This is a genomic window from Nitrospira sp. NS4 (assembly GCF_049546785.1).
GTDB lineage: Bacteria > Nitrospirota > Nitrospiria > Nitrospirales > Nitrospiraceae > Nitrospira_D.
In genome coordinates this window covers 347,053-368,078 of the sequence record NZ_JBMWAN010000002.1, presented here as the reverse complement: position 1 = coordinate 368,078, position 21,026 = coordinate 347,053, and the positions used below count along the sequence as shown (strand labels likewise).

Here is a 21,026-nt window from a genome sequence, read left to right as displayed (position 1 = left end):
GCGGATCCCGCTTATGCGGGGCGCGGTTCTCTGGTCGGTCGGCCGACCGAGACGTGGCGGAAGCCATGTCCGGTGACCCGCTCGGAATCGTAGACGTTCCGGAGATCAAGTAAGAGCGGCTGCCGCATGGCTTGCTTCAGGCGCACGAAGTCCAGGTTCCGGAACTGGTTCCATTCGGTCATGATGATGAGCCCATCCGCATGTTCGGCCACATCATACATGTCCTTGCAGGGAATCATGCCCGGGATCAGCTTGGTTGCTTCTTCCATCGCCACGGGATCGTATCCTCGCACTGTGGCCCCTTCCTTTATCAAGGCGCTCAGAATCGTTAGCGACGGCGCTTCCCGCATATCGTTGGTATTGGGCTTAAAGGAGAGTCCCAGGACCCCGAGCGTCTTGCCCTGTAGGCCGCCACAGGCCTCGCGAACTTTTGTGACCATACGCAGGTGTTGTTCGTAGTTCACCTTGGCCGCTGCCCCGGCGATCTGGAAGGGATAGCCCACTCGATCTCCCGTCTGTACCAGCGCGGCGAGGTCTTTCGGGAAACAGGATCCGCCGAATCCCGGGCCTGCATGGAGAAATTTGCTGCCGATCCGGTGGTCCAGTCCCATGCCTTTGGCCACCATCTGCACGTTGGCCCCCACCCGTTCGCAGACGGTGGCCATCTCGTTGATGAAGGAAATCTTAACGGCGAGGAAGGCGTTCGAGGCGTACTTGATCATCTCCGCCGTCGGCACGTCGGTGGTGACAAACGGCGTTTCGATGAGATAGAGGGGGCGATACAGGTCTTTCATGATGGCGACGGCTTGCTCGCTGTCCGCGCCAATGACCACGCGATTGGGACGCATGAAATCCTCGATCGCCGACCCCTCACGGAGGAATTCCGGGTTCGACACAACATCGAATCGGAACCGGTCCGATTGGTGCGCCGTGATGACTTCTCGGAGTTTCTCGCCGGTTCCCACCGGCACCGTCGACTTCGTGACGATCACTTTGTAGCCGGTCATGTGCTTGGCGATTCCCCGTCCCACTTCCTCGACGTAGGACAAATCCGCTGACCCATCCGATTTGGGCGGCGTGCCGACCGCAATAAAGATCACCAGCGCTTTGTCGACGGCTCGCGCAATGTCCGTGGTGAATGTGAGGCGGTTTTCCTTGATCCCCTTGGCGACGAGTTCGGTGATCCCGGGCTCGAAGAACGGCACTTCGCCTTTTTCCAGCTGTGCGATTCGTTTTGCGTCTGTATCCATGCAGGTGACGTTGACGCCAAATTCCGCAAAGCAGGCTCCTGTGACGAGTCCAACATAGCCGGTTCCGATGACGCTGATGTGCATGAGCCGAGTCTCCTACGTGAGAGGGTGCAAAACACAGGGGAGTATAACAATGAGGGAAAGGGGGAGCAATGAAATGCGTGAAGTAATCGGGATGGGTTTCCCTCTTTGGGAAGGTCGCTTCGTTGACTCTTTGAAAATCGGGTGAGTAGAATCCCCCTCGAATTTGACAGGAGGGGTGCCTGTGTCCAGGTCGGGCGGAATCCAGCGGCCGATTGCAGTGATGATGCGGCCGGTCATTCAAACGATCCGCCCCGACGCCTCGGTGGCTGAGGCGGCAAAACAGATGGCCTCCGCGAAGGTCGGCGCATTGCTGGTTCGAGACCAGGGTCATGATCTCGGGATCGTGAGCGAATCGGATCTCGTGCGAAAGGTGCTGGCGGAGTCGCTGGCCCCGGCCCAGACGTTGGTTCGCGCGGTTATGAGTACTCCGTTGGTGACCATCGATAGTGCCGCATCCGCCCACGATGCCAGCGATCGCATGGCTGAAGCCGGTATCCGGCATCTTGCGGTCGTGGAGGGCGGAGAGGTCGTCGGCATACTGTCCGTGAGAGATTTACTGCATTATTTCAAGAACTGGGGGAGCCAGTCGTGAATCTCGCCTCTCATTTGCCGTATCGATGTGCAATCTGGCTTGTCGTGCCCGCCCCATGACACAGGTAAGACCCACTTCTATCTCACGAGTTGTGCTGCTCTCGACGGCGCTCATTACCGGGGCGGTCGTCATGGCATTGGAGATCCTTGGGAGCCGCCTGCTCGCTCCGGTCTTTGGGAATTCTCTCTTTGTGTGGGGCGCCTTGATCGGCGTGATTCTCGCGGCGATGAGCAGCGGCTATGCCTTTGGAGGGTGGGCGTCGGATCGATACCCCGGTGGCGCCGTGCTTGCCGGGTTGCTGCTGTTTTCAGGGTCTTGGACGTTTCTGGTGGCCTGGGCGAGCCAGCCCATCTTGTTCCAGGTGGAGGCCTGGATTCAGGACCCTCGATGGGGGCCCTGTCTCGCTGCGACCGTGCTCCTGGCGCCGCCCGCCTTTGGGCTCAGCGGGGTCTTGCCGGCGATGCTGAGATTAGCCGTGTCCGATATAGGACATCTCGGTCGCCATACCGGCCGCTTGATTGCCCTGTCCACGGTCGGCAGTTTGATCGGAACGTGGGGAACCGCGTTCTTCCTCCTCTCCTGGATCGGGAGCCAGGCTCTCGTGGCCTGGTTAGGGACCATACAGGTGATGCTTGGAGCACTCTGGCTGTGGAAGGGAGTGAAGGTTGGTCGATTGGTGCAGGCTCTCATCCTGGTCATCCCCGCGGTGCTGGCCGCTTTTGCGAGTCGTCCCATCCAGAAATTGAATCCACCGGTGTATCAGGAAGACAGCCCCTATCAGCAGGTGCGTGTCCGCGATGACCAATTGTTCCGGTACCTGGTGCTGGATCGGACGTTCCACGCAGTCATGTGGAAGGCCGATCCTCTGCCGCTGTTTCTTCCCTATAGTCAACTCATGGTGGCGTCGCTGGCCTTGGTTGAACGTCCGCAACGAGGGCTGATACTCGGGCATGGCGGCGGGTCGCTCGCCAAGTGGCTGGCTCACTACTGGCCCGATCTTGAGATGGACATCGTCGAGTTCGATCCCACCGTCGTGCGTATGGCGGAGGAATATTTCGACTATCATCCGCCCGCCAACCACCATGTGCGGGTGAAGGACGGACGGGCATTCCTGAACACCACGGAACACACCTATGATCTGATTTGGATTGATGCCTTTGCCCGGCACATGATCCCGTTCCATTTAACTACGACCGAATTCTTTTCGGCGGTGCGGGCGCACTTGAAACCAGACGGCGTGGTAGCGGTGAATCTGGCATCTTCCGGAGAAGACGTTGACAATGTTCGGGCGGCAGCGGTGGTGCAAACGATGAAGCGGGCCTTCCCCACGATCGAAACGTTTGCCGTAAAGGGGCCGTGGAAAAGTAATCAGACCAAAGCGGAGAATCTGATTTTTTTCGCCGGCAGTCCGGTCGATGGAGGGCAGCACGATGTATTTGCGTCGAAAGTCATAGAGATGGCACTCAATCAGCAGTTACCTCAGGAAGCGATCGCCTTGCTGAACACCCATCGAGATGCGCCTTGGCCAAGAGGGTTTGAATTGACCGACGACTTTGCTCCATACGATGTCCTGATCGGGAAAGAGACATCGGGAGACCATTAGTAGCATGCGGTGCCATGGGCTAAGTGGCTGAAAAGGTGTTTATTCCTTTGGGTTTCTCTGGGAGGCGAACGAGATCGCCTTTCTTCTAGCGGTTGGCCAGAAGCCGCTTGCTTCCATTTTGGCCCCTATGCTATAAGACTCGCCTCGTCATGGAGCAGATGTTGGCAAACGTTGTTGACGTGAAAGTCGGAAGTCATCGAAGCAGTCAAGGCCACCAGAGCTTGGCGGTAGTTTTTTACCAACCTAATCACATCTCTTCTTCTTTTTAAGGAGGTAGGTCATGGGTAAGACGATGTTATCGGTCCTTTTTGGCCTCGGGATGATCGTCGCCGGAGCCTCGGCTGCACATGCACTTCAGGCCGGCGGTGTCGAAGTCGGGGATCTGGAAACGGGATCCGTGGTGGGGCAGCCGTTTAAGGAACTCGAAGTAGATGCCTCATTCTATGCGATTGAAATCGGCAACCTGAAGACCTGGTATCCTCCGACGACGGTGATCGATTTTAAGAACCGTCCCGGCGCCCCGGTGCTGCTGAAGGTGACGAACAATTCGACCGGGGAGCATGGGTTCCAGCTCACGGCTGCCGTGAATCAGTCTGGCCCCTGGACATTGAACACCACGTTGGTGCTCAAGCCGGGCGAAACTCAGTATATCGGTGTGCCGACCAGCGATCTGTTCTACGCGGCGGGCAACGTCTTGACGTACCGCTGCCATCTGCATCCGGCCCATGTCGGCGGCAAGCTGTTGATGATCAAGTAGTTTAATTACTGATCTCTCGACATGAGAAAGGCCCCAGTGGAAAATTCCACTGGGGCCTTTCTCTTTCGTAGTGGGCGGTTTTCTTGCTAGGTTTCTTCGCGTTGGCAGTCTGTTCCGTCCTCCAGTGGAATACGCTGAGCGGCAGCGAGCTTACCTTCCTTGATAAGCAGCAAGTAGCGGTTCTCGATCGGTGTCGGGAGTTGCCGCTCTACGACAACGGTGCGGACATCGACCACCATTTCGTCGCCGTCCCACTCCGTGCTGTTGATAATCCACACATGGCTGGTGGAATCAGGAAAATGATGGGTGACAAAGCTCTCAATGATCGTGCTGAGTTCGCCGGTGCTGGCCTGAGGTAAATTGGGGCTTGCGAGGGCGCACAGCAACGCCGCGAGGAGACTCCACCGATAACGCATAATTGCACCTCCTAAGCGAGAGTGAAAGGCTCACTTGCTATGAGGGCACCGGAAGAAGGAATCGCGGCCGAGAGGCATGCGACAACCTCAGTCTATCGCTCACGCGGGATCAAATCTAGTACGGCGTGCATTCTTGCGAGAGATGTGAGAGGCAGGTCAGGAAAAAACAAGAGGCCTCCTCTCCGTGCCGGAGAGGAGACCTCTTGGTGTTTTACATATTGTGAGTGAATCGCTAGTTCCGAACGCCGCTCCAGACCTTGGCTGGGTCGATGGCCTTATCCGGATTCAAGGTCTTGGCTTTCTCCAGAAGCACGTCGGTGGTTTCGGGATAGGCCGGGTCGGCAATGCAGCAGTTGTCGACGGGGCAGACCGCCGCGCATTGCGGTTCGTCAAAGTGCCCGACGCATTCCGTGCAGCGATCATGCGTGATGACATAGATGTTATCGCCGACTCCCTGCCCGTCGCCGACATGGTTGCCTTTTCCTTCGGCATCGCTTCGAGTCTCGAAAATTGCCTCGTTCGGACATTCAGGCAGGCAAGCTCCACAGGAAATACATTCATCGGTAATCAGCAGTGCCATGACCCACGCCTCCTTCTCACTACAAAAGACAGATAAACAATGTTGACAAGCTTACGCCGCCCTGATCATAGTGCGTGCGCAATGTAGGGGGCCATTCTATTCTGTGGTTCTTTTCCAAGTCAACAGAACCGCTTCCGGTCAGAAGGCCTAGAGTGCCTGAAAATATGGGCCAATGGGCCCAGCGCGCATACGCATAGTGTCTGAAGGAATAGATCATGGCCGTAACACAGGGGAGTGATCGGGAGCAAAAGAAAAAGCGGATCATCATGATGATCCTGCTGGCGGTGCTCTTGATGAGCGTCTCGATGTTTCTCGTTCCGCAGAAAGACACCGACATCATTGTCGTTACATTCCCGAGCGGAATTACGGTGGAGGCGGAAGTGGCGGAGACGCCTGAAAAGCTGCTCTTCGGGTTGGCGTTTCGCGACGGGTTGCCACCCAATACCGGCATGCTTTATATCTTCGAAGAGAACGGCCTGCATCGGGTCCGGACGAAAGAGTACCGGTTTCCGATCGACATGATTTGGGTGGATGAAAGCCACCATGTCGTGCATATGGTCGAGCATGCCGACCCTTGCCCGAAGGATCCCTGCCCGCTCTTCGGCCCTCCGCCGGAACCGGCCCGGTATGTGCTGCAAACCGAGGCGGGATTTATCCGGCGCTCGGGCGTGGCAAAGGGAGACGAGTTGAAGTACGTACTTCGCATGTAGGGCGGTTGGCGGCCCCGCGAGGAGACGGGTATTGGGATGATGATATGGGGGCGTTTGCATGGAAGGGTTTCAACGAGTCGCGACGGTGAGTGAGGTGCCGCCCGGGCAATCGAAGGTTGTCACCGTCAACGATCGCGCCATCGCTCTCTTCAACATCGACGGCACGTTCTATGCGGTTCACAACCTCTGTCCGCATGAAGGGGGGCCCTTGAACGAAGGTCGGCTGAAGGGGTTTGTCGTGGCCTGCCCCTGGCACGATCTGGCATTTGACATCCGCAACGGGCAGGGGACTGACGGCGGCGGGTACTGCGTCGGGAGCTATGAAGTGCGCACGGACAATGCGGAAATTTTTGTCGGTCCCAGGCGGAAAGCCTAGCGCGCACGGGGAGTATCGAGTTAGTCGCTTTGAACGGTTCGTAGGTAGTGAGAAATTTTTCATGAATAGTGCCGGGCAGGACCAGCATAGTTCTGTGGAGATCGGTGTCCATCGAGTGATCGAATCGGCGCTTGGCCGTTCCTTCACCATTCATCTGTGGGAGGACCGAACCAGAGGGGAACAATGGGTCCCGAGTTACAACAGCAAGGGGCTGGGGCTGGTGGGTGATGAGTATCTTCGTATTGCCGGCAACAATGCCGTTGACAACGGTCGCCGGACGTTCGAGTTTATGAGCGTGCTTCCTGGGACACACGAAATTGTGTTTGAAAAACGTATGGGATGGAAGTTTACCGCCGAAGAGCGCCGGGTATTCCAGATCCATGTGACTGAGAACGGAAAGGGCTGACCATCGTGCCGGACATTGCGTTTCTTAATGGCCGATTTCTTCCCTGGGGAGAGGCGACGGTCTCGATCGAAGACCGTGGGTTCCAGTTTGGCGATGGCGTCTATGAGGTGATTCGGACGTATCATGGCCGGCCCTTCGAACTGGAGGCTCATCTCAATCGGCTTGACCGGAGCGCCAACGAACTGAGCCTGCCCCGGCCCTATTCAAGGGCGCAGTGGCGGGAATGGATTCAGCGGGGGATTGAAGAGGCCGGATTTCCTGAAGCGAAGGTCTACATTCAGATTACCCGGGGAGCGGCTCCGAGGGACCATGCTTTTCCCGTCGATGTATCGCCGACGGTGGTGATGACGATCCGCGAGTTGCCGCCCTTTCCGGCTCAGACACGAGCGACGGGAGTCACAGCGAAGACCTGTGACGACTTACGTTGGGCGCGGTGTGATATCAAGAGCCTAAATCTGTTGGCGAATGTGCTGGCGCGGGAAGAGGCGAAACGGGCCGGCGTGTTTGAGGCGATTCTCGTCAAAGATGGTCTTGTCACCGAAGGGGCGGTCAGTAATGTGATGGCCGTTCAGGCAGGCACGGTGGTGACCGCTCCGGAAGGTCCGCGGATTTTGTCGGGAGTGACGCGAACCGTCGTCTTGGAGCTCGCCAGAAAAGAGGGCCTCACGTTGCGCGAGCAATTCATGTCGCTGGAGTCGCTCTATGCAGCCGACGAGGTCTTTCTCACGGGGACGACCGTTGAGGTGTTAGGTGTGATTCGGGTCGACGGGCGGACGATCGGGGCCGGCTCTCCCGGTCCGGTTACCAGGGCTCTAGCGGCCCGGATGACGGCCCTGGCAGGGTAGTCCCCCTTGCTTTGGACTGGGGGGCATGCTAAGGTTGCGCTGCTGGAAGTGGGCTCAGGCCCACTTTTTTGTTTGAGCGCATGCATTGGTGAATTTCAGAGGACACGCGTTGACTACCCCGGAGCATGGAGCCCGGTCGGTCAGTGACCGGCTTTCGGAAATCATTTCTCCGATTCTCTGGACGCTGGGGTTGGAATTGGTGGAAGTCGTGTGTGTCGGGCAGGGGCCTCGTACGATCATCCGCGTGTTTATCGATAAGCCGGGCGGCGTGACCGTGAAGGATTGTGAGCGAGCCCATGTCGCCGTGGGGCCCGCGTTAGATGTGGCTGACCCGTTTCCCCATGCCTATACGCTTGAAGTGTCGTCACCCGGGCTCGATCGCCCCTTCAAACGGCTCCAAGACTATCAGCGTGCGGTCGGGAAGCGAGTGAGCGTCAAGCTGAAGGAGCCCCTTCACGGCCAATGGCGTGTCGTCGGGGAGTTGATGCAGGCGGACGAAGAATCGGTCGTGTTGACGGTATCGTCAAAAGGGGCGTCGCCGGAAGTCGTGAAGCTGGATCGCCAGGCCATTGCGGAGGCCCGGATCGTCATCGAAATATAGTGTGTAGCCGGGGCCCGGAAGGTTCCGCTGGATGGATCGAGCAGGAGCGTAATGTATGAATCGAGAATTGATCGCAGTCATCGATGAGATTGGACGCCAGAAGGGCATCGACAAATCCCGCGTGATCGGCGCGATTGAGTCGGCTCTTCAAACGGCGGCCAAGAAGCGATTCGGCCAGGCGGAGAATATTCAGGTCGAGATCGATCCCAAGACGGGAGAGATCTCCGTCGTTTCGAAGAAGGTGATTGTCGATCAGGTCAGCAACCCCAAGGCCGAAATTTCTCTTCAGGAAGCGCGACAATTCGACAGTGAAGCCGAAGTAGGAGACGAAATCGGGTCTTTGATTGAAATGGACGAACTGGGCCGCATCGCGGCCCAGACGGCCAAGCAGGTGATTTTTCAAAAGGTGCGCGAAGCCGAGTGGGAAGCGGTCCAGAAAGAGTATTCGACCCGCCAGGGCGATCTGGTGAACGGCATCATTCTCGGCATGGAACGACGCAATTATCTCGTCGATCTCGGGAAGACCGAGGCGATCCTTCCCATTCAGGAGCAGATTCCCCGGGAGACCTACCGGCGCGGCGACCGGGTCAAGGCTATGCTGCTGGAGGTCCGCCGGACACCGAAAGATGTCCAGGTCATTCTGACGCGCAGCCACCCGCAATTTGTCTCGAAGCTGTTCGAGCTTGAAGTGCCGGAAGTCATGGAGAAGATCGTTGAGATCAAGTCTGTGGTGCGGGAGCCGGGAGACCGGACCAAGATCGCCGTCACGTCACGGGAAAAGGCTGTGGATCCGGTCGGGGCCTGCGTCGGCATCAAGGGGTCACGGGTGCAGGCGGTTGTGCGCGAACTCCGCGGGGAGAAAATCGACATCATTACCTGGACGCAGGACCCGCGCGTCTTCATCGCCGAAGCCCTCAATCCGGCAACGATCGAGAAGGTCGGTATCGATGATGAAAAGAAGTCGGCTCTGGTCGTCGTGGCTGACTCGCAGTTGTCGCTGGCGATCGGCAAGAACGGCCAGAATGTCCGCCTGGCGGCGCGATTGACCGGCTGGAAGATCGATATTATCAGCGCGACCGAGTACGAGAAGGAAAAGGTCGAGAGAGATAAAGAGATCAAAGCGGCCCTGGCTGAAGAGGCCGAAGCGCAGCGACTCCAGGAAGAAGCGCGGCAGGCTGCCAAGGCAGAAGAAACCGAAACGACGACAAACTAGAATCGAGCACAACCAGTGACAGCTATGCGCGTCTACGAACTTGCCAAGAAGCTGGGGATGGAGAATAAAGACCTCATTCCTGAACTCAAGAAGATGGGTGTGCCTGTTGCCTCCCATAGTAGTGCTCTTGACGAGGACACCGTCCAAAAGGCGCTGGAAAAGCTCGGTGCGAAAGCGAAGGGCATGGTCAAGTCAGGCGGGAAGGCGGGGAGTGACGAGGCATCCATAGCGGATCACGATGCGAGCCATGCCCCCAAAGGGTCTGGTGTCAAGGCCGCGCACGGCGAAGAAGCGGCGAAGCCGGATAAGCGGCGAATCCTCATTAAGAAAAAGAAAGAGGATGAGCCGATCGAGGGGGCGGTGTCGACCGCTCTGGTGAGTGAGGCGGAGAGTGTCGCCGCCGCTAGTGCATTCCCTGCGCCGGTCGAGCCCGCCGCGCATCCCGTTGTGAGTGAGCCGCCTCCCAGCCCGTCGGTCGAGTTGCCGGAATTGCCAGAGATCGGGACGATTCTCGCGGAGCCGCCAACTCCTCCGGTGGCCCCGGTTGCACCAGCTGCAGGAAAACCCGCCGTCGCTGTGGCGGGCGTTGCGACAGCGCTGGATGCGGCGGCCGCCAAGAAAAAGAGTGCGGCCCTCGAGGCCATCGAGGCTGAAGGACTCAAGGAGAAACTGAAAAAGGCGAAGAAGCTGGGCCGGCCGAAAGACGAACAGGACGCAAAGTTCCGGGAAGATGCCGCGCGGTGGGAGGATTTACGGGCCATTCCTGCGGTGCAGCGCCGGGACGATCGATCCAAGCATTTGCATCATAGTCAGCCGGGAGAAATTACCAAGCCCCGTCGGAAGAGCGTCAAGGTTTTGCCGGGGACGACGGTCAAGGAATTCGCCGAGTTGATCGGCCAGCGTCCTGCCGACATCGTCAGGAAGTTGATGGAAATGGGCCAGATGCTCACTTTCAACCAGCCGATGAATATGGATGCGGCGTCCATGATCGCCGACGAGGTCGGTATCAAGGTCGATATTTCCGTTGAGAAGGCCGGTGACGAGCTGTTGGAACAAGTCGTTCAGGCTGACGTCAGCGACGAACAGTTGGTGCATCGTCCCCCGGTCGTCACGATCATGGGCCATGTGGACCACGGCAAGACCTCATTGCTGGATGCGATCAGGCAAACGAACGTGGCGGAGGGCGAAGCGGGCGGGATCACGCAGCATATCGGTGCGTATACCGTCTCCGTCAACGGAAAGCAGGTGACGTTCCTGGATACGCCGGGCCACGAAGCCTTTACGGCCATGCGGGCGCGCGGCGCGAAGGTCACGGATATCGTCATTCTGGTGGTGGCTGCCGACGATGGTGTGATGCCGCAGACGATCGAAGCCATCCATCACGCGAAGGCGGCGGGCGTGCCGCTGATTGTGGCGGTCAATAAGATCGACAAGCCGGGTGCCAATTCGGATCGAGTCAAGAATGCGTTGTCCGAGCACGGGCTGATCTCTGAAGCCTGGGGCGGTGACACGATCATGGTGGAGGTTTCGGCCAAGCAGAAGACCGGACTCGACACCCTGCTCGAAATGATTCTCCTGCAGGCCGAAGTTCTGGAGTTGAAAGCGGATCCCGGCCGCCAGGCCAAGGGCACGGTGGTGGAGGCCAAGCTTGAACGGGGCCGCGGCCCCGTGGCCACCGTTCTGGTTCAGAGCGGAACGCTCAAGGTCGGCGACGTGTTTGTCGTCGGATCGTTCAGCGGCCGTGTACGCGCCCTGCTCAATGACCGGGGTGTCAAAGTGCAGCAGGCCGGTCCATCGATTCCCGTCGAGGTTAACGGCTTGCCCGGTGTGCCCTCGGCCGGCGATGTGTTTCAAGTGGTGTCTGACGAACGGGTTGCCCGAGAAATCGCGGATGAGCGTGCGCGGAAGCAACGGGCTGCGGAGTTGGCCGGGCCGGCGAAGGTCTCGCTCGACGATTTGTTTGCCAAGATTCAAGAGGGATCGGTCAAGGAACTGGCGATCGTCATCAAGGCTGATGTGCAAGGCTCGTCCGAAGCGCTGGCGGGGGCGGTCGAAAAGTTGCCGACCCCGGCGGTCAGGCTGCGAGTCATTCACAATGGCGTGGGCGGCATTACCGAATCCGACATTCTGCTTGCGGCGGCGTCGCGTGCCATCGTGATCGGCTTCAATGTTCGTCCTGAGCCGAAGGCGGCGTCTCTGGCTGAGCAGCAAGGCGTCGATGTCCGCTTGTACACGATCATTTACGATGCGATCAATGATATCAAGGCGGCCATGGAAGGGTTGCTCGAACCCACGCTCAAAGAGCGGGTGCTCGGCCGTGCGGAAGTCCGGCAGGTGTTTACTATTCCCAAGGCGGGGGTGGTGGCGGGATCCTATGTGGTCGACGGTACCATTTCGCGGGCTGCCGCCGGCGTGCGGGTCATTCGGGATAACGTGGTCGTCTACCAGGGCAAGCTTGGGTCGCTGCGCCGATTCAAAGATGACGTGCGCGAAGTACAGCAGGGATATGAGTGCGGTCTCAGCGTCGAGAATTTCAACGATGTGAAGGCCGGTGACGTGATCGAAGCCTATGCCATCGATAAGGTCGCGGCGAAACTCTAGGCCGATCATTGCGCGGGTTGAACGCCGGTAAGCATGGTCGTTGGCGTCTGTACGGTTGAGCTGTTTATTCCGGAGAGTCAGTCGCTCAAAGATAAGCGACAGGTTCTGCATAGTTTGAAGGACCGCTTGCGGGGAAAGTTCAACCTCTCTGTGGCCGAAGTCGAGGATCAGGATCTCTGGCAGAAGGCGGTCCTCGGGATGGCCTGCGTGGCCAATGACGCGGGGCATGTGGAGCAGGTGCTTGAGCAGGCCCTCAATGTCATCAAGGGCGTGCCGGCCGTTGAATTGGTTCGAGCGCACCGCGAACTCTTGTAACCCTGCGCGTGTATGCGATGCGGACAACCGAGTGCCTGCGACGAACCGGCGGATGGAACATGTCCAAGACGACCTACAAGCGGGCCGACCGGGTGGCCGATCAGATTCGAATGGAAGTGGCGGACATCTTGATGCGCAAGATCAAGGATCCGCGTGTGCGGACGGTGACGGTCACCGATGTCGAGCTGACGGCGGATTTGCGGATCGCCTACGTTTTCGTGACCACGATGGAGCAGGATGCGGCCGAACGCGATGTGTTTGCCGGCTTGTCCAAGGCCAGCGGGTTTGTGCGAGCCGAACTGGGTCGTCGCTTGACGCTCCGCTATCTGCCGGAAATCGTATTCAAGAAGGATATGACCGGTCCGCGTGGCGATCGCGTCTTACAACTGTTGGACGAATTGCATATTGAGGATGAGCAGGCCGGTGCTCCCGGCGCATCGGAATTGCCCGGTCCGCCGGCAGGAGCGGATCAATGATCCCCTCGACCCCCATAACGGCTCAGACCGGCGTTGCCGACGGCGTGTTGATCGTCAACAAGGAAGCCGGCTGGACCTCGCACGATGTGGTAGCCAAGGTGCGCGGGCTGTTAGGCGGCGTCAAGGTCGGCCATGCCGGGACGCTGGATCCTGCTGCCACGGGCGTCTTGCCTCTGTTGATCGGCCGCGCAACTCGAATTGCCGAATATTTGGTGGGATGGGACAAGGAATACCGTGCGGTTCTGCGTCTGGGGGAAACCACGGACACGCAGGACGCGACGGGAACGGTGCTGCAACGCGTGGAGGCGAGCGGAGTCGGTCCCGAAGTTCTGCGAAACACAGTGGCTCGATTTGTCGGCCCGCAAAAGCAAATGCCGCCGATGTATTCGGCGGTGAAAGTGGCCGGGCGGCCGCTCTATAAATCGGCGAGGGCCGGGCAGACCGTCGAGCGGGCCGAGCGGGACATCGTCATCCATGCACTTGAGGCCCTGGCTGTCGATGGACGGGATATCACGCTCCGGGTCGTCTGTTCGAAGGGGACCTATATCCGGACATTGTGTGCCGACATGGGGGAGACCCTCGGTGTCGGCGGTCATCTGTTGTCGCTCGAACGTCGCCGCGTCGGAGCTTTGTCGATCGACGAGGCGCTGACGGTTGAGCAGATTGCGACACAGCTGGCCATCGGCACGTTGGGCAACCGGTTGTGGTCGCTGGATCGTGTACTCGAACAGTTGCCGCTTTGTACGGTGACCGAGCAGGAAGCGTCCCGAGTTCTCCATGGAGCTCCGATTGCACCGTCCGGATGGAGCGGCGTGACAGAGCCGTCCACGGTCAGACTCAAGGACGGACAGGGGCGGTTATTGGCGATCGGCACCTATGACCCCCAGGCGAAAGGGCCGATTAAGATTCAGAAAGTATTGGTAGACGTCGAATCACTCAATTGAAGAGGAGCAGGAGGAGTTGTAGCCATGGCGTTGTTGAAAGAAGCAAAGACCGAATTGATCAAGCAGTACCGTCAGCACGATACGGATTCCGGATCCCCGGAAGTGCAGATTGCCGTGCTGACCAACCGGATCACCTATTTGACCGAGCATTTCAAGCTGCACAAGAAGGACCACCATTCACGCCGCGGTCTGTTGCAGTTGGTGGGGCGGCGCCGCCGGTTGCTGGATTATCTGCGCGGTGTGGACGAGGCGCGCTATCGGGCGGTCATCGAGCGGCTGGGCATTCGCAAGTAGTCGGGGTAGAGACGGATGGAAACCGCTGTCGCACGACCGTGCGACAGCGGAAATGAATGTCGCACAGGTGAACACGGACATACGCTTGCGTGCGAGCGTATCTCTGTGGGCATCTGTGGGACCAAACCAGAGGAGACCATAGATGGTACATGTTGTTGAACTTGAAATTGCGGGTCGCACGCTGCGGCTTGAAACCGGCCGGGTGGCCAAGCAGGCCGACGGCTCGATCTGGGCCTCGTACGGTGACACGGTCGTGCTGGCGACGGCGGTGGCGGCGCAGACCGCCAAGCCGGGCATCGATTTTCTTCCCCTCACCGTCGACTATCAGGAAAAGGCGTATGCCGCCGGAAAGATTCCCGGCGGCTACTTCAAGCGTGAAGGCCGGCCGGCCGAGAAGGAAGTGCTCACCAGCCGCTTGATCGATCGTCCGCTCCGTCCGCTCTTCCCCGAAGGCTATTACTTTGAAACGCAGGTTATCGCGTCGGTGCTCTCAGCCGACAAGACGGGATCGTCGGATGTCATCGGCATCACTGCGGCGTCGGCGGCCTTGTCGGTGTCGAATATTCCCTTCAACGGTCCGGTTGCCGGCGTGAAGATCGGTCGGGTGAACGGCCAGTTCATCGTGAACCCCGATCTGGAGACGCTGGAGAAAAGCGAGCTTCATCTGGTCGTGGCAGGCACCGCGGATGCTGTGATGATGGTGGAAGCGGGCGCCAACGAGCTGTCCGAAGCGATCATGCTTGAGGCGCTGGAGTTGGCCCATTCCGAGATCAAGAAGATCGTCGCCAAGATTTCCGAGCTGGCGAAAATGGTCGGCAAGACGAAACGGGAAGTTGTCGTGGAGTCGATCGATCCGACGCTGGCCGCCAAGGTGAAAGCGTTGGTCGCGCAGCCCATTCGCGACGCGATCATGATCCCCAACAAGTCGGCCCGTCAGGAGAAGTTGGACGCGGTCATGGCCGAGGCGGTCGAAAAGCTGAAGAACCCCGAAGTGCCCACCAGCGAACGGCACATCAAGATCGTGTTCCACGGACTGGAATACACCGAAGTCCGGAACATGATTCTGGAAAAACAGTCGCGTGCGGACGGGCGGGGACCGGCGGACATCCGTCCGATTACCTGCGAAGTCGGCGCATTGCCCCGCGCTCACGGATCCGCCATCTTCACGCGCGGAGAAACGCAGAGCCTCGCGGTGGTCACGCTGGGGACGACGGACGACGAGCAGCGCATCGACGCGCTGGAGGGCGAATACACGCGCACCTTCATGCTGCATTACAATTTTCCGCCGTTCAGCGTCGGCGAGGCGCGGCCGCTCCGGTCTCCGGGCCGGCGTGAAGTCGGGCACGGAGCGCTGGCAGAGCGGGCCTTGAAGCCGGTGATTCCGGGCAAGGACGTGTTTCCCTACACGCTGCGCATCGTGTCTGAAATTCTGGAGTCGAACGGATCGTCCTCCATGGCAACGGTGTGCGGCGGCACCTTGGCAATGATGGACGCCGGTGTGCCGATCAAGGAACCCGTGGCCGGTATCGCGATGGGGCTGATCAAGGAAGGCGACGGGGTTATCATTCTGTCCGATATTCTCGGGCTGGAAGACCACCTGGGCGATATGGACTTCAAGGTCTGCGGCACCAAGAACGGTGTGACGGCGCTGCAGATGGACATCAAGATCGGCGGGATCACGACCGCATTGATGCAGCAGGCGCTGGAGCAGGCTCGCGCCGGACGCCTCCACATTCTGAGCTGCATGGCGCAGGCGTTGACCGGTCCGCGCACGAACCTTTCCGCGTTCGCGCCGCGCATTTTCACGATGAAGGTCAAGCAGGACAAGATCCGGGACATCATCGGCCAGGGCGGCAAGACGATTCGGGCCATTCAGGCCGAGTGCGGCGTCAAGATCAATATCGAAGACACAGGCATTGTGACGATTGCGTCGTCCGATGAAGCCTCGCTCCAAAAGGCCAAGGATACCATCGGCCGTCTGACCGAGGAAGTGGAAGTCGGCAAGATCTATATGGGCACAGTCAGGAAGATCATGGATTTCGGCGCGTTTGTCGAAGTGCTGCCGGGGACCGACGGGCTGGTACACATCTCGCAGTTGGCGCACCATCGCGTGAAAGCCGTCTCGGACGAGGTCGCCGAAGGCGACCAAATCATGGTGAAGGTGATGGAGATCGACAAGCAGGGGAAGATCCGGCTGAGCCGGAAAGAGACCATGCCCGCTCCGACCGGGAGTCCGGCGAAAGAACCAGCGGCCGAGTAGTCCTCTTGTATCGCAAACTCATTCTGGACAACGGGATCCGCTTGGTCAGCGAGCGGATCCCGACCCTCAAGTCCGTCACGGTCGGCATCTGGGTGAATGCCGGATCCCGCGACGAACAACCCGCGCAAGCCGGGTACTCGCATTTCATCGAACATATGTTCTTCAAGGGCACGACTACCCGGTCGGCCACGGACATCTCCCGAGAGATCGACGCCTTGGGCGGGGAGATGAACGCGTTCACCACACGTGAGACGACGACCTTCTATGTCAAAGTGCTCGATCAGCATCTCGTGCAGGCGCTGACGCTCCTCTCCGATCTCTTCCACCGCTCGCGCTTCGGCGCAAAGGAAATTGAAAAAGAAAAGCAGGTCGTGATCGAAGAGATCCGGATGGTGCAGGATGACCCCGAAGACCTCGTGCAGGATCTTCATACCAGCCAGGTCATGGGGGCGCATCCGCTCGGACGGCCGATTCTGGGCGAGGAAACGGTCATCGGGTCCGTGCGGCGGCAGGATCTGCTCGACTACATGGCCATGCATTATCGGCCGCAGGATATTGTGATTGCCGTGGCGGGAAGCTTCGACCAGCGCCGGCTTGAGCAGATTATCGCCCGGGAATTCGGTCACCGTAAACAGACGGGGAAGGCTGCCGCGCCGGCGCGCCAAGCCCCGGAGATTCACGGCGGCGTTGTCTTGCAGCGGAAACGACTGGAACAGGTGCATCTCTGCATCGGGCTCAAGGGGATCTCGGCCGGACATAAGGACCGCTATGCCCTCTATGTGTTGAACAGTGTGTTGGGCGGCAGCGTGAGCTCCCGTCTATTCCAGGAAGTCAGGGAAAAACGCGGCTTGGCCTACTCCATCTATTCCTATCTATCAGGCTATTCCGACGGCGGGACCGTCACCGTGTACGCCGGCACCAGGCAAAGGGAAGTCGAGCGGGTCATTGAACTGATTCGCCGGGAAGTCCGGCGGATGGCAGTGAAAGGGATCACGCGTGACGAGCTGCGCCGAACGAAGGATCAGATGAAGGGGAGTCTCATGCTGAGTCTCGAGAGTTCGCACAGCCGCATGAATAAGCTGGCCAAGGACGAACTGATCAAGGGAGTGCATACAACGCTCGATCAAATGATTTGCGATATCGACGCCGTGACCATGAAGCAGGTCAGTCGAGTGGCGGCCGACTTATTCGATGAAAAGACACTCGCCGTTACCGGACTTGGCCCACTTTCTCAGAAGCAGCTTCAGCTTATGAGATGAGAATTTTTTAATGGATACCTCGGTCTAGTGATAAATTCACGAATGGTGAAGCAGTATACAGTCATGTTTTCTTTAGCATTTCTCTGTGGATTGTAAATTTTAATCTTTCTTAAACAATTCCTTGACACCCATGAGCCGTTTCAGTAACATCAGCACGTTTTCGTGATACTCCAATTTGAATGAACAGCAACTGCGAAAGAGAAAGCTGAAAGGGGGTGGCCGGACACTTTCTCACGAGCAGCATCTCTTTTATTCGGTTGTGCTGAATTTATCGTCATCAAAGTGAAGGTTCAGAGGTTGTGAGTTTCATCTCTATGAAGGAGGGACTAGGTATGAAGAGGGTCTTAGTTCTAGCCGCCGTTGCAGTGTTCTCAGTGGCTGGCTTGCTACCGGCCGGATTTGCCGTAGCCGCCGATGCTCCAGTTGGAGGAGTGACCACCGACATTGTCGGAGGAAAGCCCCTGAAGGGTGAAGCCGCCAAGACGCTTCAGGGTCGTGTGTGGTCCCAGTGGGCGGATAATCCCGATGGGGAGCTCTTGTTCGGCATCATGTATTGGAATACCGGTGATCCCGCTTCCGGCACTCCTGCCGGCCGTTCTTCTACCATGATGGATGTGAAGCCGCCTGATCCTTTGGTGACCTGCTGCGGCTGGGGCTTTGTCGGCGGAACCGATAAGAATAATGCCTATGCAGGCTGGTACCATGCCGCCACGACCGTTCGCTTGGCTGTGAAGGACAAGGCGCTGATGGACCAGATCATCAAGGCCGCGCAGGAACTCGTGGCCATGGAAGTGACCTTGGATGGCCGGACCATTACCGGATTCAAGGTTCTCAAGTAATCGATTTCATCACGCTTTCATTCTTTCATGTTGTTGAAGGAGGATTCGATTATGAAGCTTCAGAAGCAAGGCGGAGCCATTCTGGCAGCTGTTGCCCTGGTAGTCGGCATGGCTTCCAGCGCACTGGCCATCGAAGCATTCCAAGAGCGGTTTGAGTGGGGAGACATGAGCAAGCCCACCACCATCCAGGGTCGTGTGATCATTCTTGATCCCTACGATGAAGCCGTGTGGATCAACGTTTCCGTATTCGGTGGAGCTGCCGAGAGCGGCTTGTTTTGGCAGAAGATTCACCCAGGAAAGAATTTGAAGTTCTATGCCGACAAGGCTGCCTGGGAAGAGCTGAAAAAGATGGGCCGTCCGCATGCAGGACCGGCAGCTGCGAAGGAAGTGCCTCCTGGCAGCACAACGGATCTGATTGAGTTTGTTGTCACGGAAACCGAGCAGAATCACCGGGTGATTTCTTCCGTGAAGAAGCTTCCGGAAGTGGCCGGTGCTCCTGGCAAGACGCTCAGCATCTCCGCCCTTCGTTTGAAGGAGTGTGTGGGGAAGAATCAGAATACCGATGCTGGTTGTGCAGCAGCGGTGCAACAGCTCAACACCTCACCGAAGACTCCGGATGGTGCCCTGCTCCCAATGCAGTATGACGTGATGGTCCCAGGTGGGCAGACGTTTGGTGGTTTGATCCCCTGGGAGGCGAAGTACAACCTCCCTGGCGGACACTGATCCAGTCTCTGTGTGACGAAGGGCGGCCACTCCTCACGGGGTGGCCGCCTTTTCATTTTTCTGCCTATGGTTTTGTCGGCCTTGTGGTGCTGTGTGGGGGAAGGATTCCGGTGATGATGAAGCCGTCCTAATCCAGCTGAACGACTGTCAGCAGTCTGAGTTTCGTGAGGATTGGGCAATCAGGGATGGGCTCTTCCTTCTGTTCTTTTCTCAGGTCTTTGAGCGAGGGGATCTGGTGCTTGTGAAGAGGACGAGCCCTACGAGGAGCCCGCTGACCCCGACGACAATGGCACTCATCATGCGAAGCTGCCCATCCGCCTCGTCCCGCACCTCGCCCGCAATCTGGGCCACAACTTCCAACAACAGATCAAGCTCAAGTGTCACGTCGATGAATTTCGCACCGCCATGTTCCGCGGCATTTTCCTCAGCGGCGTCCCGCAAGCGTTTTGCTTCTTCCTGTGAGGTGGTTTGCCAGCGCCTTTTAATGAGGCCGATGGTTTGTTCGGAGGATGCCATGTAGTCACCGAGCCGTGCTTTGACCGCCTGCAGTTCACGCAGCTCGTCGGTGATCTTGCCTTTCCTGGATGTCACACTATCAGCGGCTTTGATGAACCGGTCGAGGGTCTGATCCATCTGTGATCGTCGCTCAGGCAAGGCTGACGCGATGTTCAAAAACTCATTTTGCGAATCAGCCTCGATCGCACGCAGGACCGACGTTCGATAGCGGATGAGCTTGGCATTGATGTGGCCGAGGTCGGTGGTGGCGAGGGTGTATTCCGCATAGATCACGCGAAGTTCCTCATCCACCCGGCTGAGCGAGTAGCCGCCCCAGAGCCCCGCCGATAAGATAAATAGGCTGATGATAATGTGTCGCACGTTCACAGAATAGGGGTACAAGAAAGAGGACACCAGGCCGATGATCGGGTAATGCCGAATAGCGGAGCCCGGCCACTCATTTATTCGAAACCCGTATGCATCAATTTTGAGACCTTCCGCCAGCCTCTGGAAATTCCTCTCGAACAAGTCTGGTCAAACGCTCCGCATGGCTCGCCTCGAACGAGAGGATTTCCGCGAAACTTATTGGATAACGAAATGGGCCCGGCGGTTGTACTTCCAGCATCCTTCTTGTGCTCTTTGCAAAAGGGTTTGACCTCTCCATAGCTGGTTGTCTGAATGCGAGAGGCCGATATTCCGAGACCTTCGAGGTACCGTTTTGCCGCCTTAGCCCGCTTCTCGCCAAGCACCAGATTGTAGGCAAGGGTTCCGCGCTCGTCACAATGACCTTCGATTAAAAAGGATTGTTCCGGGTTATCCCGAACCAAGAGGCCATTGCTTTCCAAAACAGGGATCGCATCACGAGGAACCTCATATTGGTCGAAGTCAAAGAAGATATCTCCCGGAGACTTGAGATCAGGAGAGGAGGACGCAGGGGTAATAGCCGAGGCAGCGGGGGGAGGGGGCGCCGAACCCTGGTTCGGCACGGATACGCCTCCCGGGGTTGAGGGCGTCACGAGACCCGGTCGGGTATCCGGCTCCGGAACACCCGCTCCCGGAGACGCTGTTGGGATCGAGGCGATCGGCTCCTGCAGGACAGTCTGCGCCTCGCCTTTTCCTTTTTTGGTTGTCGTGGATTGATCACCGGATCCGGAGGTCACCTGCTTGCTCGAACAGCCCCATCCTCCCGTCAGGACTCCGATGCCGATCAGTAGTGCTCCAAGGAGGGTTGACCTTCGGCCTTGCAACATTCTTCACCTCCGCATTGAGTGTCGATATTGTCTATCATCCCATGACCAACGAGCCTCGAGCTTTCGGATGAGCTTGTCGCGTGGTGTTGATGCAATTGACTGATAAATGATTTGCTCAACGGTTGGAATACATTCTA

Annotated in this window: 23 protein-coding genes; 18 read left to right on the top strand and 5 right to left on the bottom strand. The window is 58.2% G+C overall.

The genetic code is table 11. The features are described 5' to 3' along the window. Positions 1-11: 11 nt before the first annotated feature. Positions 12-1,334, bottom strand: a complete 1,323-nt coding sequence (locus ACO9S2_RS06275; RefSeq protein ID WP_423721091.1) for a UDP-glucose dehydrogenase family protein — start codon at positions 1,332-1,334, stop codon at positions 12-14. 181 nt (positions 1,335-1,515) lie between these two features. Here ACO9S2_RS06275 and ACO9S2_RS06270 point away from each other — a divergent pair, with 181 nt between their 5' ends. The 3 genes from ACO9S2_RS06270 (at position 1,516) to ACO9S2_RS06260 (ending at position 4,286) form a co-directional block, all read left to right on the top strand. Continuing rightward, a complete protein-coding gene (locus ACO9S2_RS06270; protein WP_423721090.1) occupies positions 1,516-1,926 on the top strand; it encodes a cyclic nucleotide-binding/CBS domain-containing protein in 411 nt (136 codons plus the stop codon). Between the two features lie 55 nt (positions 1,927-1,981). Then, positions 1,982-3,529 (top strand): fused MFS/spermidine synthase, encoded by a 1,548-nt coding sequence (locus ACO9S2_RS06265; RefSeq protein ID WP_423721089.1) that lies wholly within the window; start codon positions 1,982-1,984, stop codon positions 3,527-3,529. Between the two features lie 280 nt (positions 3,530-3,809). Next, entirely contained in the window at positions 3,810-4,286 is a 477-nt protein-coding gene (locus ACO9S2_RS06260; protein WP_423721088.1) for a hypothetical protein, read from the top strand. A gap of 86 nt (positions 4,287-4,372) precedes the next feature. On the opposite strand, the gene ACO9S2_RS06255 is transcribed toward ACO9S2_RS06260, so the two are convergent. Further along, positions 4,373-4,702, bottom strand: coding sequence for a hypothetical protein (locus tag ACO9S2_RS06255; protein ID WP_423721087.1), 330 nt, complete (start codon positions 4,700-4,702; stop codon positions 4,373-4,375). A gap of 232 nt (positions 4,703-4,934) precedes the next feature. Next, positions 4,935-5,282 carry a 4Fe-4S dicluster domain-containing protein gene (locus ACO9S2_RS06250; protein ID WP_423721086.1) on the bottom strand — a complete coding sequence of 116 codons (348 nt, stop codon included), beginning with the start codon at positions 5,280-5,282 and terminating at the stop codon, positions 4,935-4,937. A 215-nt stretch (positions 5,283-5,497) separates the two neighbouring features. Between ACO9S2_RS06250 and ACO9S2_RS06245 the strand changes: the two genes are divergently transcribed. From ACO9S2_RS06245 to ACO9S2_RS06175, 15 genes are all read left to right on the top strand, one after another. Then, positions 5,498-5,992 carry a DUF192 domain-containing protein gene (locus ACO9S2_RS06245; RefSeq protein ID WP_423721085.1) on the top strand — a complete coding sequence of 165 codons (495 nt, stop codon included), beginning with the start codon at positions 5,498-5,500 and terminating at the stop codon, positions 5,990-5,992. Between the two features lie 58 nt (positions 5,993-6,050). Further along, entirely contained in the window at positions 6,051-6,368 is a 318-nt protein-coding gene (locus ACO9S2_RS06240) for a Rieske (2Fe-2S) protein (protein WP_423721084.1), read from the top strand. Positions 6,369-6,429: 61 nt separating this feature from the next. After that, positions 6,430-6,774: a protease inhibitor I42 family protein gene (locus tag ACO9S2_RS06235; RefSeq protein WP_423721083.1), complete on the top strand. Its 345-nt coding sequence runs from the start codon at positions 6,430-6,432 to the stop codon at positions 6,772-6,774. Positions 6,775-6,779: 5 nt separating this feature from the next. Then, positions 6,780-7,619, top strand: a complete 840-nt coding sequence (gene dat / locus ACO9S2_RS06230; protein ID WP_423721082.1) for a D-amino-acid transaminase — start codon at positions 6,780-6,782, stop codon at positions 7,617-7,619. An 88-nt stretch (positions 7,620-7,707) separates the two neighbouring features. Beyond that, positions 7,708-8,220, top strand: a complete 513-nt coding sequence (rimP, locus tag ACO9S2_RS06225) for a ribosome maturation factor RimP (RefSeq protein ID WP_423721081.1) — start codon at positions 7,708-7,710, stop codon at positions 8,218-8,220. Between the two features lie 55 nt (positions 8,221-8,275). Continuing rightward, entirely contained in the window at positions 8,276-9,433 is a 1,158-nt protein-coding gene (nusA, locus tag ACO9S2_RS06220) for a transcription termination factor NusA (RefSeq protein ID WP_423721080.1), read from the top strand. A gap of 24 nt (positions 9,434-9,457) precedes the next feature. Continuing rightward, positions 9,458-12,034: a translation initiation factor IF-2 gene (infB, locus tag ACO9S2_RS06215; protein ID WP_423721079.1), complete on the top strand. Its 2,577-nt coding sequence runs from the start codon at positions 9,458-9,460 to the stop codon at positions 12,032-12,034. A 33-nt stretch (positions 12,035-12,067) separates the two neighbouring features. Then, positions 12,068-12,349: a DUF503 domain-containing protein gene (locus tag ACO9S2_RS06210; protein WP_423721078.1), complete on the top strand. Its 282-nt coding sequence runs from the start codon at positions 12,068-12,070 to the stop codon at positions 12,347-12,349. 59 nt (positions 12,350-12,408) lie between these two features. Next, positions 12,409-12,825 (top strand): 30S ribosome-binding factor RbfA, encoded by a 417-nt coding sequence (gene rbfA, locus ACO9S2_RS06205; protein ID WP_423721077.1) that lies wholly within the window; start codon positions 12,409-12,411, stop codon positions 12,823-12,825. Next, positions 12,822-13,769 (top strand): tRNA pseudouridine(55) synthase TruB, encoded by a 948-nt coding sequence (truB, locus tag ACO9S2_RS06200; protein WP_423721076.1) that lies wholly within the window; start codon positions 12,822-12,824, stop codon positions 13,767-13,769. The genes rbfA and truB overlap by 4 nt, the downstream gene beginning before the upstream one ends. A 24-nt stretch (positions 13,770-13,793) precedes the next feature. Further along, the gene (gene rpsO, locus ACO9S2_RS06195) at positions 13,794-14,063 is read left to right on the top strand and encodes a 30S ribosomal protein S15 (protein ID WP_121989182.1); all 270 of its coding nucleotides are present in this window, start codon (positions 13,794-13,796) and stop codon (positions 14,061-14,063) included. A 142-nt stretch (positions 14,064-14,205) separates the two neighbouring features. Next, positions 14,206-16,323, top strand: coding sequence for a polyribonucleotide nucleotidyltransferase (gene pnp / locus ACO9S2_RS06190; protein ID WP_423721075.1), 2,118 nt, complete (start codon positions 14,206-14,208; stop codon positions 16,321-16,323). Positions 16,324-16,328: 5 nt separating this feature from the next. Then, entirely contained in the window at positions 16,329-17,582 is a 1,254-nt protein-coding gene (locus tag ACO9S2_RS06185) for a M16 family metallopeptidase (protein ID WP_423721074.1), read from the top strand. Between the two features lie 332 nt (positions 17,583-17,914). Next, positions 17,915-18,421 (top strand): hypothetical protein, encoded by a 507-nt coding sequence (locus ACO9S2_RS06180; RefSeq protein WP_423721073.1) that lies wholly within the window; start codon positions 17,915-17,917, stop codon positions 18,419-18,421. Positions 18,422-18,472: 51 nt separating this feature from the next. After that, positions 18,473-19,144 (top strand): hypothetical protein, encoded by a 672-nt coding sequence (locus ACO9S2_RS06175; protein WP_423721072.1) that lies wholly within the window; start codon positions 18,473-18,475, stop codon positions 19,142-19,144. 210 nt (positions 19,145-19,354) lie between these two features. Here the strand turns inward: ACO9S2_RS06175 and ACO9S2_RS06170 are convergent, their stop codons facing one another. After that, complete coding sequence (locus tag ACO9S2_RS06170) at positions 19,355-20,053, bottom strand: MCP four helix bundle domain-containing protein (RefSeq protein WP_423721071.1); 699 nt, start codon at positions 20,051-20,053, stop codon at positions 19,355-19,357. A gap of 47 nt (positions 20,054-20,100) precedes the next feature. Then, complete coding sequence (locus ACO9S2_RS06165) at positions 20,101-20,625, bottom strand: OmpA family protein (RefSeq protein WP_423721070.1); 525 nt, start codon at positions 20,623-20,625, stop codon at positions 20,101-20,103. Positions 20,626-21,026: the final 401 nt, after the last annotated feature.